The following is a 17876-nucleotide window of genomic DNA, read 5'->3' on the forward strand; positions in this document are numbered from 1 at the left end:
TGGGCGTGATTGGTGGTGTTGTAGGCGATCACGCGGAACTTGGTCGGCGTGGCGCCAGGAAGCAGGATCGCGACACGTTCGGCAGCGCCCGGCTCGGCGAAGCGCCAACTCACCGTGTTGCCGGGCCAGCTCTGGTTGCGGCGGAGTGCGATGCCGCCGAGGCGTTCGCGTTGCAGGATCTCGCTCGGCTGGTCGACGCGGTCGCTCCACCAATGGCCCTCGGTGTACATGTCCATGTGCTGCGACTTGTCGGCAATCGCGTCGGCGTGGAGCGCTTCCAACGGCGCGGTGTCGCCGGTCGCGACCCAGGCGGTGTAGCGTGCGAACGGGTCGTCGGACTTCTTCTCCGCCAGTTTCGTGCGCGCCGTGCCGCCACCGGGGAGTGCATCGAAGGCGTTCTCGTTGAACTCGGCCAGCGCGCCGGGACCTGCCTTCGCGAGCCGTGCCTCGGGCGAAGGTATTTCATATCGCCGGTGTAGCGCCACGCCGCCCAGGTCGCCTGCAACGACGTGGTGATGCCGCCGCCGTCGCCGACGCGCTCGGCATCCGTGCGCCAGTTGATCTCGTTGGGATAGCTCCAGCTGCCGTCGGGGGCCTGCTTGCCGTGTGCCATCCAGCCGTCGATCACGCCGGTGACGAGACCGCGGGCGAGCGGGTTGGCGTTGTAGAGGCCGACCAGCATCGGGCCGTGCATGACGGTGAAAGCATACGGCTTCTGCCATTCCCATGCGCCTTCGCGGTACATTGTCCGCCCGCCATACCAGTTGCTGGCGAAGTGCATATGACCGGCGGGGTTCTTGAGGATGACCGTCTGAAGAGCCCGCGTATTCTCCATCAGGCGCTCGACCGCCTTGGGTTCGCCCCAGTTGAGATAGAGGCGCTCGGCGTTGCTGTTCAGGCCCTCTTCGTACGCGTGGAGCTCGTCGGCGGTGATATAGCCGAGGCCGTTCACGATCATGCCGTTCTTGTAGACCGCATCCGACAGCGCGCGGAGCGAGGCGTTGATCTTGTCGGGCTCGACCCCCATCAGCGCTAGACCCGGCCATTGCTGGGTAAGGTCGGTGTCATCGGATAGGCCGCCGCCGAAATCGCCGTAAGGGACTTGGCGCTCGTCGATCCACCACATGACGAATTGGCGAACGCGCTTCAGGTCTTCGAGTTGGCGGAAGGCCCATAGAGGGACGCCTCGGGGGGCGACGGGCTGGACAAAGGCGGGCATGTTTTCGGGGCGATAATTGATGTCGGCCCAGTACGCACGCGCGCGCGTGTTGTCAGGGTCGACGCGGAGCAGGTCCGAAATGTCGGCGAACAGGCGCTGGTAGAGGCCGGCGCGTTTCGACGCGGTGTGTTCCTCGACGAGGAAGCCCCAATTGTCCTTCACCTGCGCCATGCGGTCGGCGACGTGTTCGGTGAGGGCGGCGGCGCGGGGTTTGAAAACGAGGCGGATCTTGGCCCCGTTCAGCGCAGTGGCGTCGAAGTCGGGGGCGGCGCTGGCGATCGTCAGGTACAGGCTGTCGTTGGGAAGGACGCGATCGCGCAGGTCCAGCCAGAGCGTGCGCGCTTCGCCTGGGCGGACCGAGACGGAGAGGTCGATCATGTCGCGGCCAGACCAGATCGGGTCCTTCACGCGGATGTTGAGGGGGATCAGGCCGGCGGCATTGGGCTTGGCTTTCAGCGCGGGGATGTTGATCGCGATGCCATCGAGGCCATCGTTGAGGTTCTGCCAGCCGTAATCGAACGCGCGGGCGAGCGGTCGGTCGGGGAGCGCATCGCCGAAGCTTGCCGGGATCAGGATGTGGACGATCGGGGCGGCACCCGCGCGGCGGACGGGCGCGCCGGATGCGCCGCCAGTGCCTGCACCGACCGCGGCTTTGAGGCCGGCGGAGGGCATCGCTACGACGGTGCTGCGCTCGTCCGGCGCGAACCGGCCGGTGATGTAGGCGTTGAGCGGGGCGAGTGCGGCGAGATTGGGGGAGGCGGTTGCGTCTACGGTGTAGGAGAGCTTGAAGCTGCCGGTGGGTTCTGTGCCCGCGCCGATGTCATAGGCCCAGAGCTCCTGGATCGGCTGCTCCTGCATAGTGTTCGTGAAGCTCAGCGTGCCGCCGGTACGCGGCGCGAACTGGTCGACGCTGCGGACTATGCCTTGCGGACGGCTGGCGATCGGCGTGGACTTGCCTCCGTCGCTCCAGTCGAGCCGGCCGTACGCCGCGCCGCGGATCTCGACGCGGTTGACGCGTTCGCCGGGGGGGATCGTCAGATCATAGCGCTTGCCGCCTTCGACATAGGTATTCCAGTCGGGCAGCTGGAAATAATCGTCGCGGCCGGGCAGGCGAGAGCGATTGTAGACCCCCGGCCAGGTTGTCTCGGTGATGCCATCGACGCCTTTCCACATCCATTGCTTGAGGTCCTTCGCGTCGGCGAACTCGACTTTCCGCACGCGGGTGACTGGGGCGTCGAGCACGGGCGATGCGGTCTTGTCCCAGCCATAGCGGTGGAGCCAGGCGGCGCGCTTTGCGGTGGGGTCGGTCGCGGCGGCGGGGGACGGTTCGCGCTTGTCGGCGAGCGCCGCGACGTCGGTGGCTGGGAGTATGCGGTCGTAGACGCGGATCTCGTCGAGGTCCGATCCGCGCATGAAATTATAGCGACTCTGGACCTGGTGCGGGGACATCACGCGGCCGGCTAGCCCGAACTGGTCGAGGCCGCTGTCGAGGTCGGCCTTCTGGTCCTTTCGCGCGACCAGCTTGCCGTTCACGTAGAGCCGCACGCCGACCGTCTCGTCCCAGGCGAAGGCAATGTGCGACCAGGCATCGGCGGCGGGCGCTTGCGGGATAGTCCACGAGACGCGGATACGCGAGAGGTTCGCGTCGGTCACGAAGGCGTCGAAGCCCTGACCGTTCCAGTCGATCCGCAGGAACGCCATGTCCCAGCTAGAATGATCCGCGAACCCAGTGCGGAAGATCACGAACGGCGCTTCGCCAACCGGTGTCCGCGATCGCCAGAAGAACGCGAGCGTGCCACGGTCCGCGCGAATATTGCCGGGGGCTTTCCACGCGACATAGCCGTCGTCCGCCCAGCGCACCGCGCCGCCGATCGCGCCATCCGGGGTAATGTCGACGCCGCTGCGGAAATTGGGAACAGGGTCGCCGGTTGCGTAATCGGCGGTGAGGCTCTTGTCGGCGGACGCACGGAAGAGGAGGCCGGTTGCATCCTGTGCCTGTGCCGGCGCGATGCTAGCGACGGCTAATGCGAGGACGGATGCCGTGGTGAAACGCTTCACTGCTCTCTCCTTGGGCCGATCGGCATTGAGCGATTTGGCCAAACCTCTGTCACGATATTCCCGTCATGCCGGGCTTGTTCCGGCATCCACCGTTCCGCGAACTCAGGGGCTGACGAGCTTGCGGCACGGTGGACCCCGGAACGAGTCCGGGGTGACGGAGGAGCGTCAGCCCGCGTCCACTCGCGCCAACCTGGGCGAAAGCAGGTGCACGACGATGATCGCGATCAAATACGTGCTCCCGGCGACCGCGAAGATCAGCGAGTAGCTCCCCGTAGTCTGCAGGATATAGCCGGTGAACTTGGCCATCATCATGCCCCCGATCGCGCCGACCGTCCCGCCGATCCCGACGACCGAGCCAACTGCGCCGCGCGGAAACATGTCCGACGGGATCGTATAGAGGTTCGCGGAAAACGCCTGGTGCGCCGCCGTCGCCAGCCCGACGATCCCAACCGCAAGCCAGAGATTGTCGACATATTGCGCGAAGAAGATCGGCATCACCAGGAACGCGCAGGCCAGCATCGTGATCTTCCGCGCGAAATTGGCGGAGTGGCCGCGCTTCATCAGTTTCGAGGAGGACCAGCCACCCGCGACGCTGCCCAGATCGGACAGCAGGTAGATCGCGACCAGCGGCGGCCCGAAGCTCTTGAGATCGAGATGATAGGTCTTTGCGAGGAAATCGGGCGTCCAGAACAGGAAGAGCCACCAGATCGGATCGATCAGGAACTTGCCCAGCGCATAGGCCCAGGTCTCGCGGTAGCCGAGCAGCTTGAGCCAGCCGATCTTCTTGGCAGGATCCGCCGGATCGCTCTCGATATGCGCAAGCTCGGCAGGGGACAGTTTCGCCACTTCGCGCGGTCGGCGATAGATGGCTATCCAGGCGACGAGCCAGATCAGGCTGATCGCGCCGGTGATGATGAACGCCATCCGCCAGCCGAACGCGATCGTGATGATCGGGACGATCAGCGGCGTGATGATCGCGCCGATGTTGGCGCCCGCGTTGAACACACCGGTTGCAAACGCGCGTTCCTTGGCGGGAAACCACTCGGAGACAGCCTTGATGCCGGCAGGAAAATTACCTGCCTCGCCAAGGCCGAGCACGACGCGTGCAGCCGAGAACTGGAAGGCGTTGCCGGCGAACCCGCACAGCGTATGGCCGAGCGTCCAGATCACGAACGCGACCGAATAGCCGATCCGCGCGCCCAGCACGTCGACGATCCGGCCGAAGCTCAGATAGCCGATCGCATAAGCCGCCTGGAACCAGAAGATGACGTCTGCATAGGTCGTCTCGTTCCAGCCGAGTTCGGCGGAGATGGTAGGCTTCAGCACGCCGATCATCTGCCGGTCGACATAGTTGATCGCGGTCGCGGCGAACAACAGGCTGCAGATCAGCCAGCGATAGCGGCCGATGTTACCGCCAACACCATTCACGCTGGCCGCGTTTGCTCCGGGCTCACTTGCTCCGGGCCCACTTGCTCCGGATGAGCTTTCCGGCATGTCCATCGTTGCCATTGGCCTCTCCTGTTGAAACAGCCTCTAGCGGGCCTTGATGATGCACTGGACGGCGAATCGTCCGTCAAAATGCGCCTCGACCCGGTCGCCGACCGCGACCGGATGAACACCGGTAACCGCCCCGGTCGAAACCCATTGCCCAGGGGACAACGCGATCCCGCGCGCGGCCATATGCTCCAGCAGATAACGGACCGCACCGAATGGTCCGTCGAGCATCGTCGCACTCGTTGCGGCGCCGATCAAGGCGTCGTTGATCCGGAGTTCGACCGGCCAGCCGTTGATATCGCCGTCGCGCCACCCATCGGCATCCGCGCCGACCACCAAGCCGTTGTTATTGCCGAAATCGGACACGGTGACGGTGGGGCCGAGCGCATTGATACCGGCGAAGGGCGAACTCGCGATTTCTATGCCGACATTCACCGCGTCGACCATCGCGCGCGCCTCGACCATCGTATAATGCGTTTTGGCGGGATCAGGCGCAGTGCCGATCCGCAACAGGAATTCGGCCTCGGCCGCGGCGAACCCGTCTGCGAACACCGGCATCGCCACCGGATCATCCGTAGCCGTCACCACTTGATCCGCGAAGATCGGACCGGTGAGGCGGTCGACGCCGTCGAGTGGCGGGTTGATCCGACCGACCTTCCACCCCGCGACAATGCCGTCCGCCAGGAGAAGCGCGGCGTCCTGCACCGCATAGCCTTCGTTCAACGTAGCGGGCACGGCACCCGGAAAATCGGGAACGGCCTCGCCGTTGCGCCGTGCATCGACGAATGTTCGGGCAATACGCCCGGTATTGTCGGTCGTGTCCGGCTGTGCCGCCAAGAACCCCTCCTGTTTGTAGCGTTGATCTGCTTTATCCCGAGCGTATGGGAAACCGGTGTCATTGACAAGCAGCCCGCCTTTTTATTGCAGTATCGTTGTTTGCAGAGGCGTGAGACTGGTCGATTCATTGTCTCGCGGCTATGCCGAGCCAATGCAGAAAACCGGTCAGCCTACGATAAACGACGTGGCGCGGATCGCCGGCGTCTCGAAGAAGACGGTGAGCCGGGTTATCAACCGGTCGCCATTGCTCAACGATGATACGCGCAAGCGAGTCGAGGATGTGATCGGCGAACTCGGCTACATCCCCAACCCGCAGGCGCGCGCGCTGGCACTCAGGCGGAATTTCCTGATCGGACTGGTCCACGACAATCCCAATGCGCAGACCGTGCTGAACGTGCAGCAAGGTATGTTGGAGGCGCTTCACGGGACCGAATTCGAGATGGTCGTCCGCCCGCTCGATCGCGGCTCTGCGACGATGCTGGAGGACCTGCGGCATTTTCTCGAGCGGCAGCGGCTGTTCGGTGTGCTGCTGATGCCGCCGGTGAGCGAGAACGACTCGGTGGCCGCGCTCTGCGATGCGATCGGCTGTCGGTATGTGCGGATGGGCTCGGCGGTGATCGACGATAACGACCACATGGTTGCGTCCAACGACCGCGAGGCGGTGCGGATCGCGACGGATTATCTGATCGCACAAGGACATAGACGGATCGGGCTGGTCGCTGGGCCGCACGGTTTCCGATCGGCGCGCGAACGGCGGCTAGGGTTCGAGGACGCGCTGGCCGCGGCCAAGATCGCGCTGCCCCGGAGCATGATCGCCGATGGCAACTACACGTTCGAGTCGGGGCTGGCCGCGGCCGAACGCCTGCTCGACCTGATGCCGCGACCGACCGCGATCTTCTCGTCCAACGACGAGATGGCAGCGGGCATCATTCACGCCGCCCGCCAGCGGGGCCTCGATATCCCGCACGACCTGTCGATCATCGGTTTCGACGACACGCCGATCGCCGCGCATGTCTGGCCGCCGCTGACGACGGTGCGCTGGCCGATCGCCTCCATGGCACGCTCCGCCGCGTTGAAGCTGATCGCCGGCGTCGACGATGGTAGCGATCTGGTCGAGGAGCCGTCGTTGTTCCTGTCGACGTTGATCCGGCGCGCGTCGGTGGCGCCGCCGGCAGAGCCCGACGGAGCGTGATCGCGCCGACGCTTTGCGGTTGCGTCCAAAACTGACACCGGTTACCAGATTGTCGACAGGCCGCGAAAAGCGGTTCGAACCTTGGGAAGTGGGAGAGTGGAATGGCCCGTGCGTTGGAACTGCATCCCGATCGCCTGTTTCCCGCCGACCCGGTAACGCGCGACATTGCGCGCTCGCTCTACGCCGAAGTCGCGGGGCTGCCGATCGTCAGTCCGCACGGCCATACCGATCCGACTTGGTTCGCCGACAATGCGAACTGGACCGACGCGACGACTCTGCTGCTCGCGCCCGACCATTATCTGTACCGGATGCTCTACAGCCAGGGCGTCGATCTGGATGCGTTGGCGATCCCCCGGATCGACGGCGTTCCTGCGACCGATCCGCGCGCTGCGTGGCGCGCATTCGCGGATCACTACACGCTGTTTCGCGGTACGCCGTCGCGGCTGTGGCTGGATCATGTCTTCTCGGACGTATTCGGGATCGACGTTGCGCTGGAGCCATCGACAGCTGACCGGTATTTCGACCTTATCGGCGAGAAGCTGGCGTCCGAAGCCTTCCGCCCCCGCGCGCTGTTCGATCGGTTCGGGATCGAGTTCATGGCGACCACCGAGGGCGCGCATGACGACCTTGCCGCGCACAAGCGGATCCGTCAGTCGGGCTGGGGCGGGCGTGTCGTCACCACCTATCGCCCGGACGGGGTGATCGACGTCGAGCATGAGGCGTTCAAGCCGGCAATGACGCGCTTTGCCGAGTTGACCGGTGAAGACGTGTATGACTGGAACGGCTATCTCTCCGCGCACCGCAAGCGGCGGGCCGATTTCCGTGCGGCAGGCGCCACCGCGACCGATCACGGTCATCCGACCGCAGCGACGGCGAACCTCTCCGCGGCCGAGGCGGAGGCGCTGTTCGCCAAGGTGACGCGGGGGGACTGGACGCCGGCCGACGCCGAACTCTTCCGTGCGCAGATGCTGACCGAGATGGCGGCGATGTCTGTCGAGGACGGCATGGTGATGCAGATCCATCCTGGCTCCTCGCGCAACCACAATGCGGGCCTGTTCGCGAGCCACGGCCGCGACAAGGGTGCCGATATCCCGACGCGGACCGATTACGTCCATGCGCTGAAGCCGCTGCTCGATCGGTTCGGGACCAGCACGCGGCTGTCGATCATCCTCTTCACGCTCGACGAGAGTTCGTATGCGCGGGAACTCGCGCCGCTGGCGGGCCACTATCCCTGCCTGAAGCTCGGGCCGTCCTGGTGGTTCCACGACAGTCCCGAGGGGATGCGCCGCTTCCGCGAGATGACGACCGAGACCGCCGGTTTTTATAACACCGTAGGCTTCAACGACGATACGCGGGCGTTTCTTTCGATCCCGGCGCGGCACGATGTCGCGCGGCGGATCGATTGCGGTTTCCTCGCGCGGCTGGTGGCGGAACACCGTCTCGCCGACTGGGAAGCCGCCGATTTGGCGCAGGAGTTGACGAGCGGCCTCGTGCGCCGTGCCTACCGTATCGACGAACCCTTTTCCGTCGCAAAAGCGGCCTGACCGGAGCCTTTATGTACGATCGCACCTATTACGCCACGCACCCCGACATGATGGAGTGCGTCTCCAACGACGAACTGCGCGACCGGTATCTGATCCAGGACCTGTTCCGCGACGGCAAGTGCACGTTGAACTACACCCATGCCGAACGCTTCGTAATCGGTGGCGTTGCCGTCGCGAGCGGGTCGGTGAAGCTGCCCGATCAGGCCGAGCCGGCATCGGCGGCGGGTCATCCGTTCCTGGAGCGTCGCGAGCTTGCGGTGGTCAACGTAGGCAAGGTCACCGGCACCGTTACCGTCGACGGCGAGACCTTCACGCTCGGCAACAAGGATTGTCTGTACGTGACGATGGGCGCGAAGGACGTGCAGTTCTCCGGCGATGGCGCGCGCTTCTATCTGGCGTCGTGCCCCGCCCACAAGGCGTTCACGACCCGCGTGATTTCGGTCGGCGATGCGACCACGCTGGAGCGCGGTTCGCTCGAGGATTCGAACGAGCGGACGATCTACCAGATGGTCATCCCCGGCATCTGCGACAGTGCCCAGCTGGTCATGGGCCTCACCGTCCTGAAGCCCGGCTCGGTGTGGAACACGATGCCGCCGCATATCCATGAGCGTCGCAGCGAAATCTATTTCTACTTCGAGCTCGACGATCTCGAGAAGGATCGCGTGTTCCATTACATGGGCGAGGGTGAGGCGACCCGGCACATCGTCATGGCCAACGAGGAGGCGGTGATCAGCCCGCCCTGGTCGATCCACATGGGTTCGGGGACCAAGGCGTACGCGTTCATCTGGGCAATGGCCGGCGAGAACCAGGATTATACCGACATGAACGTGCTGGATATCTGCCAGCTGGCGTAACCGACTTTCTCCCCTTCCCGCTTGCGGGAGGGGGTAGGGGGTGGGCACGCGCTCACCACCGCCGATCCGCGTGAGGAAAGCGCGAGCCCACCCCCGGCCCCTCCCGCATGCGGGAGGGGAGGAGAAAAGCATGACAAACCCCTTCGACCTGACCGGCAAGGTCGCCATCGTCACCGGTGCGAACACCGGCATCGGCCAAGCGATCGCGCTAGCGCTCGCCGCCGCCGGCGCAGATGTCGCCTGCGTCGGCCGCACACCGGCCGAGGATACTGTGACGCAAATCCGCTCACTAGGTCGCAAGGCGGAGATCGTCTCGGCCGATCTCTCGACCATCGAACCCGTCCAGCGCGTCGTCGACGAGACCGTGGCCAAGCTCGGCGGGCTCGACATCCTCATCAACAACGCCGGCATCATCCGCCGCGCGGATGCGGTCGACTTCACCGAAGCGGAGTGGGACGCCGTGATCGACACCAACCTGAAATCGGTGTTCTTCCTCTGCCAGGCGGCGGGGCGGTACATGATCGCGCGCATCGAGAAAGAGGGGGGCTCGGGCAAGATCGTCAACATCGCCTCGATGCTGACCTTCCAGGGCGGCATTCGCGTGCCGAGCTATACGGCGTCAAAGTCGGGGATCGGCGGGCTCACCAAGCTGCTCGCCAACGAGTGGGCGGCCAAGGGCATCAACGTCAACGCGATTGCGCCGGGCTATATCGCAACGAACAACACCGCAGCGTTGCAGGCCGACGAGGTGCGCAACAAATCGATCATAGACCGCATCCCGGCGGGCAAATGGGGCGACGCATCCGACCTCGGTGGCGCGGCGGTGTTCCTGTCATCGGCGGCGGCAAAGTACGTCCAGGGGCATATCCTGGCGGTCGACGGCGGATGGCTGGCACGGTAACCCTGCCGTCGGGACCGCGATTTGAAATAGGGACGACATGGCTAAATTCCTGGCATTCGGCGAGATCATGCTGCGGCTTTCCCCTCCGGGGCGCGAGTTGCTGTTGCAGACGCCCAAGCTCGACGTTTGGGTCGCGGGCGCGGAGGCCAACGTCGTCACGCAGCTCGCGCGGCTCGGCCACGATGTCGGCATGGCGACGATGGTGCCCGACAACGACCTTGGTCGGGCGGCGATCACGACGTTGCGCGGGCACGGTGTCGACACGTCGACGATCGCACTCGGCGGTGACCGGATGGGGCTGTATTTCGTCACGTCGGGTGCTGGCTTACGCGCCACCGAAGTCATCTACGATCGCACCTGGTCGTCGTTCGCGGAGGCGGCATCGAGCGTCTGGGACTGGGACGCGTTGCTTCACGGTGTCGATCGACTCCATCTGTCGGGCATCACCCCGGCACTCGGTCCCGTTCCCGCCGAAACAGCACTTGCCGCCGTTCGCGCGGCGACGGAGCGTGGGATCGCCGTCTCGTTCGACGGCAATTGGCGTGGAAAGTTGTGGGAGCGGTGGGATTCGAACCCACGTGAGATACTCAAGCAACTCGTCGAGCATGCCGACTTGATGTTCGGCAACCACCGCGACATCGCACTGCTGCTCGATCGGGACTTTTCCGGCGAGGCCGAAGATCGTCGGCGCGAGGCCGCGGAGGCGGCATTCGAGGCGTTCCCTCGGCTACAGACGATCGCCTCGACCGCACGGCATGTCGAGCACGTCGATCTCCACCGTCTTTCGGCGCGGATCGATACGCGCGACGCGTATGTAAAGACGGACGAGGTCGTGCTGGCCGGTATCGTCGACCGGATCGGCGGCGGCGATGCCTTCGCAGCCGGGGTTCTGCACGGACTACGCTCGGGCAAGGATATCGGGGACACGGCACGCATCGGACTCGCGCTCGCCGCCTTGAAGCATTCGCTGCCGGGCGATGCGAGCCTGTTTCGCCAAACGGACATCGATGCCTATCTGGCGGGCGGGCTGGATGTCCGGCGCTGAAGGCTGGACGCGCCGCGACAGCATTGGCGGTGCGGCGGCACTGATCCTGGCTAGCGGCGCGCGGGCCTCGAACGCGCCAGTGGTGCGTTCGCCTGCGGGCAATTTCGTCGGGACCTCCGAAGGCGGTGTCACGACGTTCAAGGGCATACGCTATGGCCGTGCGGACCGGTTTCGCGCCCCCTTACCGGTAGCGATGCCGGGTCAGAGGCGACCGGCGTCAAGCTTCGGTCCGGTGTGCCCGCAATCGGGACCTTACGGCCCGCAATCCGAAGACTGCCTGTTCCTCAACGTCTGGACCGCCGAGGCCGACGCGCGCGCGAAAAAGCCGGTGATGGTCTATATCCACGGCGGCGCGTATTCGAACGGGAGCGTCACCGACCCGCTGAACGATGGGCAGGCACTCGCCGCGCGCGGCGATTGCGTCGTGGTCACCGTCAACCACCGCCTGAACGCACTCGGCTACCTCTATCTAGCACGGCTCGATCCGCGGTTTGCCGACAGCGGCAATGCCGGACAGCTAGACCTGATCCTCGCGCTGCAATGGGTCCGCGACAACATCGCGGCGTTCGGCGGGGATCCGTCGTGCGTGATGGTGTTCGGCCAGTCTGGCGGCGGTGCGAAGATCGCAACGATGATGGGGATGCCGGCCGCTGCCGGGCTATTCCACCGGGCCGCGACGATGAGCGGGCAGCAAGTGACCGCTTCGGGGCCGATGAATGCAACTGCGCGTGCACGGGCGTATCTGGCCAAGCTGGGGGTGACCGACCGCGATCTGTCGCCGTTGCTGACGATGCCTGTGGAGAAGCTGATCGACGCGCTGGATGCGACCGATCCGATCATGGGTGGCGGCGTGTATTTCGGGCCGGTGCTCGACATGAAATGGCTCGTGCGGCACCCGTTCTGGCCCGATGCGAACCCTCTCGGAAACCGCATTCCGATGATGCTCGGCAACACGCATGACGAAACGCGCGCCTTCATCGGGCCGGACTCGCCGAAGGTAAGGGGGCTCGACTGGGGCAATCTCGCGGTCCGCATGGCGCCCGAACTCAAGATCGACATCCTGCCCGAATGGGTGGTCGCGCAGTACCGCGAACGCTATCCGAAATGGGCGCCGATCGACATCTTCTACGACGCCACCACCGCGGGGCGAAGCTGGCGCGGACAGGTGGTCGAAGCAGAGGCTAGGGCGCAGGCGGGCGCGCCGGGGTGGGTCTATCAGGTCGATTTCGCCTCTCGCACGGACCCGCGTCGTGGAGCGTTCCACACGATGGATATCCCGCTCGTGTTCGGTACCCTGGGTGCCACGGGATCGCAGACCGGGACGGCAGCGGACGCGCGTGCGGCGTCCAAGGCGATGCAGGACGGTTTCGTTGCCTTCGCCAAGACGGGCGATCCCAATCACCAAGGTGTGCCTCGTTGGCCACGCTATGACCTGGCGACCCGCGCGACGATGATTTTCGACGCACGCTCGCGGATCGAGAACGATCCGCGAGCGTGGCAACGCGAGCTTTTTGCGCGCGTGCCCTATATCCAGCCCGGAACCTGACCCGCTACTTTGCGATCGGATAGGCGATGATCAACACCAGCGGCACCTTCCCGGTCTGTTCGATGCCGACGGTCTCTCCGTCGAACAGATAGGCGGCGAGGCGGCGCGCACCGGCTGTTTCGCGCTTCCGGACGAGACGATCCCGGTGCCTGAGAGGACATAATATACCTCGTCATGCGTGATCTTGTGCGGTCCGATCGCGCTGCGCGGATGCAGTATCCGCTTGCGGAATTCCATCGTCCGCCCCGGCACTGCGTCGCTGATCCGATATGCTGTGCTCGAGCCTATCGCTCCATGCGGCGGGGGCTCGCGTCGCATCGTCGCCGCTTCGTCGACGATCACCATCGGCCTCGACGTGGCAACCTGAGCATCAGCGCTGGCAGCCGCGCAGAGCATCCCGAAGAGCGCCACTTTCATCGATCGCAACATCCTCGCTTCTCCTGCATCGCACGATGCATTCCGCGGCATGTTGACATGCGACCGATCGTGCGACATTGTTCTGACACCGGTTACCTAAGCATGCAAGGAACCGGGGGACAGACCAGCAACAACTGGCGGTCCGGGAGAGGATAAGGTGCACCCGTTCCAAGCAACGGGTCTTATTCCCCAAGATTTTCAGGGCGGTAGCCGAGCGGTGTCCAGCCGATCGCGCAACCGGTGTCATCGGCGTTGACCGAACGGGGAGTGAAGCAATGGACGTTCAAACAACGGCAGCGAATCGGCGGATGAATTGGCGCTCTGGCATTTCGGTCGGCAGCCTCGTCCTGACGCTTGCCATGCCCGCGGCCGCCTTCGCGCAGGCTGCGCAGGTTCCGAACAGCACAACGCCGGGAACGCCGGCACAGGTCGATCCGTCGCCCGCGCAGACCGCGGTCGTGCCGCTGGGGCAACCCAATGACCCCGCCGCAACGACCGCGCCGCAATCCGCGCCGGAAACCGTATCGCCCGACAGCGAGACCGCCGAGATCATCGTCACCGGCTTCCGCCGTTCGCTCGACGCCGCGCTGAACGTAAAGCGCCAGTCGGTGTCGTCGGTCGACGCGATTGTCGCGGAGGATATCGCCAAGTTTCCGGATCAGAACCTCGCGGAATCGCTGCAGCGCATCCCCGGCATTTCGATCCAGCGCGACGCAGGGGAAGGACGCGCGATCACCGTGCGCGGTCTCGGCGCGCAATATACGCGAGTTCGCGTCAACGGTTTGGAAACGGTGGCGACGTCGACGGACGGCGCCAGTTCGAATCGCGATCGGGCGTTCGATTTCAACGTGTTCGCGTCTGAACTCTTCAACTCCATCGTCGTCCACAAGACTGCAGAGGCATCGCTCGACGAAGGTTCGCTCGGGGCGGTAGTCGATCTGAACACGGGCAACCCACTTGGTGGCAAGACCGGCTTCACGCTCGTCGGCTCCGCGCAGGCGAGCTACAACGACCTCAGCAAGAACTTCGGCCCGCGTCTCGCCGGCCTCCTCTCGTGGAAGTCGGCGGACGGCACGTTTGGCGTCGCACTGTCGGGCGCGTACACCAAGACAAACAATTTCGAGCTCGGTAACAACAGCGTACGCTGGGCGCAGGGCGTGTTCGATTCGGTGAACGGCAACCGCTGTTTCACCCAACCGAACCGTGGCGGCACCTACACGAACGCGGCAGGCTGCGATCAGGCCGCGCTCGCATTCCACCCCCGCATCCCGCGCTATGGCTCTGTGCGACACGATCGCGAACGGCTCGGCCTGACGGGCAGCGTTCAATGGTCACCGACGGATGCGACGAAAATCTCGATCGACGGCCTCTATTCGCGGTTCAAGGAAACCCGCGAGGAGAAATGGGGCGAAGTGCTGCTCCGCTCGAACGAACGCTCGATCGACATCAGCAACTACACGATCGACGGCAACAACAATCTGGTGAAGGCGACCCTCAACGACGCCTGGGTTCGTACCGAGCATTACCTGCGCAAATCGCAGACCGAATTCTACCAACTGGGCGGTAGCTGGGATCAGGACGTGACGGACAAGTTCCGCTTCACGCTGCTCGGCGGCTTCTCGAAATCGGATGCGACGATTCCGGTCGAGACGACCTTCGTGTTCGACGATCGCGACGCGCAGGGGTATAGCTACGACTATACCGACATGAAGCGTCCGACTTTGACCTTCGGGACGAGCGTGACCGATCCGGCGAACTTCCAGCTCGCCGAAATCCGCGATCGGCCATCGGAAACGGTCAACACCTTCCGCACCGGACAGCTCCGCACCGAGTGGGACGTCGCCGAAGGGTTCCAGATCAAGACGGGCGCGATGTATCGTCGCTTCTCATTCGATACCAAGGGCTTCTCGCGCGATGCGGTCGTCTGCCCGAACGCAGGGGGCCGGGACGTCGTCCTGGGTACGCTCACCTGCTCGCCGAACACGCTGTTCGGCCCGACCGCGATCTATGGCTTTCCCGCCGGCAACCTCGGCGAGATCTTCAACCTCGGCAAGGCCGGACAACCGTCGGGAACTACCACGAGTTTCCTGGTGCCGAACATCGATGCATCCGCCGCCTACACAGGGCTGTACGGCCGCACGCCGACGGTGCTGGTCGGCGATACCCGCAGCGTGATCGAAGAAGTAACCGGCGGTTACGCGCAGTTCGACGTGAAGGGCGACATCCTGGGCCTGAACTATGCGGCTAACGCCGGCATGCGCTATGCCCATACCAGCCAGAAATCGACGGGGATTTCGTCGGCGGTGGTAGGCGGCGTCACCGTCAACACGCCCGCGACGGTGGGGCGCAGCTATGACGATTGGCTCCCGGCGATCAACGTCGCGCTCTTCCCCACCGAACAGATCATCCTGCGCGGCGCGATCTCGAAGGTGTTGACGCGGCCGAGCCTGGGCAGCCTGACGCCGGGCGGATCGGTCGACGGCTTCAACTACCGCGTCACGTTCGGCAATCCGCAGCTCCGGCCGTTCCGTGCGACGGCGCTCGATCTTGCTGCCGAATGGTATTTCGCGCCGCAGTCGATCTTCTCGGTCGCGGTGTTCAAGAAACTGATCGAGAGCTTCCCCGTCACGCAACCACGCAGCGGCACGTTCGCCTCGACCGGCCTGCCGCTCTCGGTGATCCCGGCAAGCTCACCCGCCGCGCTTAATCCCGAAGGCCAGGAATGGCAGATAAACGCGCCGATCAACGGCGTCGGCGCGTCGCTCAAGGGTATGGAAATATCGCTGCAGTCGAGCTTCCGCTTCCTGCCTGGGTTCCTGAAGAATTTCGGCTTCCTGGCCAATGCGACGTTTATCAGTTCGGACGCGGACTATACGCAGGCCGGCCCGGCGACGTCGGTTTCGCGGCCGACCTTCAACCCGACCACCGGGGCGGTACTTACACCGGGCGGCGTACTGGGCGCGCTGCCCCCCACGACGCGCACGGCGACACTCTACGGCCTCTCGAAGCGCGCCTATAACGGCACGCTATATTATGAGGACAAGAAGTTCAGCGCGCGGGGATCGATCAGCTATCGCAGCCCGTATATCGACGGCAGTTCGGCCACCGGCAATTTGTTCGAAGGGTATAATTCGACGATCAACGTGGATGCGTCGCTCCGCTACAAGCTGACGCCGATGGTGGAAGTGTCGCTGGAGGGCACCAACCTCACGGACAATTATCGCAGCCGCTACAATGATCTCGATGCAAACCGAAACTACGAGAACAATCATTTCGGGCGCACGTTCCTGATGGGCGCACGCTTCAAGATGTAAGCGCGCAAGCCTGTCCAACTCCTCCTTCTCGGGTGCATTCCATACTGGAGTGCACCCGTTTTGTTTTGCGCGGGCCCGACGCGTTTCAGATCTCGTCCGGTGCGAAGCCCAGCGCTGCCGTCAACGCAGCACGCGCTTTCGTGCACTGGTCCCACAAGTGCGGATCGCCGAGATCGTCAGGGGCGATCGCCTCGGGCCATTCACGCGCGACGACGTCCTCGATCCGAGCGCAGGCGGCGTCGTCGAGCAGGAAGCGGGGATCGATCGCGGCAATGGCTTCGGCGTCGACCTGAACGCGTAGCCTGAGGCACGCCGGGCCACCACCGTTGCGCATGGACTCGCGGACGTCGACGATCTCCAAACGCTGAATCGGTCCGTGATTCGCGACCAGTTCGGTGAGCCATCCCCAGACGTCGGTATTCTCGCGGGCTTCGGCGGGAAGTACGAGCGCCATCACGCCGTCCGGCGTCGTGACGAGCTGCGAATTGAACAGATAGGTTCGGATCGCGGTGTCGAGGCTGACGCGACTGGCAGGGACTTCGACGATCGCGACGTCGGGTATCAGCGCTTTTAAAGACGTATGCAGAGCGCGCGGGTCGGCGAACGCCTGCTCGTGCGCGAACAGGACATGGCCGTTCGCTACCGCGACGACGTCGTTATGAAATGCTCCCGCGGCGATTGCCGCATCGCTCTGGCGGACCATCAGTGCGCGCGCCGGATCCAGCGCGTGCCGACGTGCTACCGCTTCGCTGGCAGTGCGGTGCTGGCGCGCGGGGAAATCGCCGGCGTGGCCTTCGCCGTAGACGAACATCTCGACCGCCGCGCCGCCTGACGGAGGCACGAGCCGCATGAAGTTCGCAGCGCCCTCGTCGCCGAACGCCGACGATACGGGGCCATGGACGCGAAAGTGGCGCTGGTCGGCGAAGGCTAGGCGGAGTTGTCGCTCGGTCTGGGCGGCTTCGCTCGCGCGGTGCGGCATCGTCGACAGGCTCGCGACCGAGATGTGGCAAAGGCCGTCGCGCGTATCGGGGGAGGGGGAAACCGTTCCGGCGTTTGCAGTCCACATTGCCGAGGCGGACATCGCGTTGGCGACCAGCGCCCGGTCGGCAGTCCAGGCCGAAGCCAGAACCTCGGCATCGTCGCCAGCAAAGCCCAGTGCCCGAAGCCAACCGACATTCGGCCGGGCGTGGGGGAGGAAGATACCTTGGTTCAACCCCATCGCCATCAGTCGCCTCATCTTCGCAATGCCCTGCAACGCGGCGAGGCGAGGTGCAGAGACGGCACCGGCGTTGGCAGACGACGCGCGATTGCCAAGCGAAAGGCCGGCGTAATTATGTGTAGGACCGACGATACCGTCGAAATTGACCTCGATCACGACATCTCTCCCTCGTCTGGCCGGCATATCATGAATCGATGTCGACGGCGGGAATCGGATAGCCGCAATTCGCGACGCCG

The 17876-nt window shown here is 64.6% G+C and carries 11 protein-coding genes; 7 read left to right on the forward strand and 4 right to left on the reverse strand.

The annotated features are described in order from the left end of the window. Nucleotides 1–109: 109 nt before the first annotated feature. From AC1MLZ_RS02105 to AC1MLZ_RS02115, 3 genes are all read right to left on the reverse strand, one after another. Entirely contained in the window at nucleotides 110–3277 is a 3168-nt protein-coding gene (locus AC1MLZ_RS02105) for a LamG-like jellyroll fold domain-containing protein (RefSeq protein ID WP_480960230.1), read from the reverse strand. Nucleotides 3278–3442: 165 nt separating this feature from the next. After that, nucleotides 3443–4786 (reverse strand): MFS transporter, encoded by a 1344-nt coding sequence (locus AC1MLZ_RS02110; RefSeq protein WP_480960231.1) that lies wholly within the window; start codon nucleotides 4784–4786, stop codon nucleotides 3443–3445. Between the two features lie 24 nt (nucleotides 4787–4810). Next, on the reverse strand, nucleotides 4811–5608 hold the full coding sequence (locus tag AC1MLZ_RS02115) for a 2-keto-4-pentenoate hydratase (RefSeq protein WP_480960232.1): 798 nt from the start codon (nucleotides 5606–5608) through the stop codon (nucleotides 4811–4813). A gap of 151 nt (nucleotides 5609–5759) precedes the next feature. Here AC1MLZ_RS02115 and AC1MLZ_RS02120 point away from each other — a divergent pair, with 151 nt between their 5' ends. The 7 genes from AC1MLZ_RS02120 to AC1MLZ_RS02150 all read left to right on the forward strand — a co-directional run bounded on the left by AC1MLZ_RS02120 (nucleotide 5760) and on the right by AC1MLZ_RS02150 (nucleotide 16421). After that, the gene (locus AC1MLZ_RS02120; RefSeq protein WP_480960233.1) at nucleotides 5760–6800 is read left to right on the forward strand and encodes a LacI family DNA-binding transcriptional regulator; all 1041 of its coding nucleotides are present in this window, start codon (nucleotides 5760–5762) and stop codon (nucleotides 6798–6800) included. A 101-nt stretch (nucleotides 6801–6901) separates the two neighbouring features. Further along, nucleotides 6902–8344, forward strand: coding sequence for a glucuronate isomerase (gene uxaC / locus AC1MLZ_RS02125; protein ID WP_480960234.1), 1443 nt, complete (start codon nucleotides 6902–6904; stop codon nucleotides 8342–8344). Between the two features lie 11 nt (nucleotides 8345–8355). Then, nucleotides 8356–9198, forward strand: a complete 843-nt coding sequence (gene kduI / locus AC1MLZ_RS02130) for a 5-dehydro-4-deoxy-D-glucuronate isomerase (RefSeq protein ID WP_480960235.1) — start codon at nucleotides 8356–8358, stop codon at nucleotides 9196–9198. Nucleotides 9199–9328: 130 nt separating this feature from the next. Then, on the forward strand, nucleotides 9329–10099 hold the full coding sequence (gene kduD, locus AC1MLZ_RS02135) for a 2-dehydro-3-deoxy-D-gluconate 5-dehydrogenase KduD (RefSeq protein WP_480960236.1): 771 nt from the start codon (nucleotides 9329–9331) through the stop codon (nucleotides 10097–10099). 37 nt (nucleotides 10100–10136) lie between these two features. Beyond that, nucleotides 10137–11144, forward strand: a complete 1008-nt coding sequence (locus tag AC1MLZ_RS02140; RefSeq protein WP_480960237.1) for a sugar kinase — start codon at nucleotides 10137–10139, stop codon at nucleotides 11142–11144. Further along, entirely contained in the window at nucleotides 11131–12690 is a 1560-nt protein-coding gene (locus AC1MLZ_RS02145; RefSeq protein WP_480961447.1) for a carboxylesterase/lipase family protein, read from the forward strand. The genes AC1MLZ_RS02140 and AC1MLZ_RS02145 overlap by 14 nt, the downstream gene beginning before the upstream one ends. A 725-nt stretch (nucleotides 12691–13415) precedes the next feature. Then, entirely contained in the window at nucleotides 13416–16421 is a 3006-nt protein-coding gene (locus tag AC1MLZ_RS02150; protein ID WP_480960238.1) for a TonB-dependent receptor, read from the forward strand. A gap of 85 nt (nucleotides 16422–16506) precedes the next feature. Here AC1MLZ_RS02150 and AC1MLZ_RS02155 read toward each other — a convergent pair whose 3' ends face one another. Then, nucleotides 16507–17796 carry an N-succinylarginine dihydrolase gene (locus AC1MLZ_RS02155; protein WP_480960239.1) on the reverse strand — a complete coding sequence of 430 codons (1290 nt, stop codon included), beginning with the start codon at nucleotides 17794–17796 and terminating at the stop codon, nucleotides 16507–16509. Between the last annotated feature and the right edge of the window lie 80 nt (nucleotides 17797–17876).

It is taken from the genome of Sphingomonas sp. PEI4 (assembly GCF_056679955.1).

Bases quoted from the DNA above. Each gene is read 5' to 3' on its own strand.
- uxaC (WP_480960234.1), top strand. From the start codon at position 6,902: ATGGCCCGTGCGTTGGAACTGCATCCCGATCGCCTGTTTCCCGCCGAC.
- kduI (WP_480960235.1), top strand. From the start codon at position 8,356: ATGTACGATCGCACCTATTACGCCACGCACCCCGACATGATGGAGTGC.
- AC1MLZ_RS02110 (WP_480960231.1), bottom strand. From the start codon at position 4,786: ATGGCAACGATGGACATGCCGGAAAGCTCATCCGGAGCAAGTGGGCCC.
- kduD (WP_480960236.1), top strand. From the start codon at position 9,329: ATGACAAACCCCTTCGACCTGACCGGCAAGGTCGCCATCGTCACCGGT.
- AC1MLZ_RS02150 (WP_480960238.1), top strand. From the start codon at position 13,416: ATGAATTGGCGCTCTGGCATTTCGGTCGGCAGCCTCGTCCTGACGCTT.
- AC1MLZ_RS02140 (WP_480960237.1), top strand. From the start codon at position 10,137: ATGGCTAAATTCCTGGCATTCGGCGAGATCATGCTGCGGCTTTCCCCT.
- AC1MLZ_RS02120 (WP_480960233.1), top strand. From the start codon at position 5,760: ATGCAGAAAACCGGTCAGCCTACGATAAACGACGTGGCGCGGATCGCC.
- AC1MLZ_RS02145 (WP_480961447.1), top strand. From the start codon at position 11,131: ATGTCCGGCGCTGAAGGCTGGACGCGCCGCGACAGCATTGGCGGTGCG.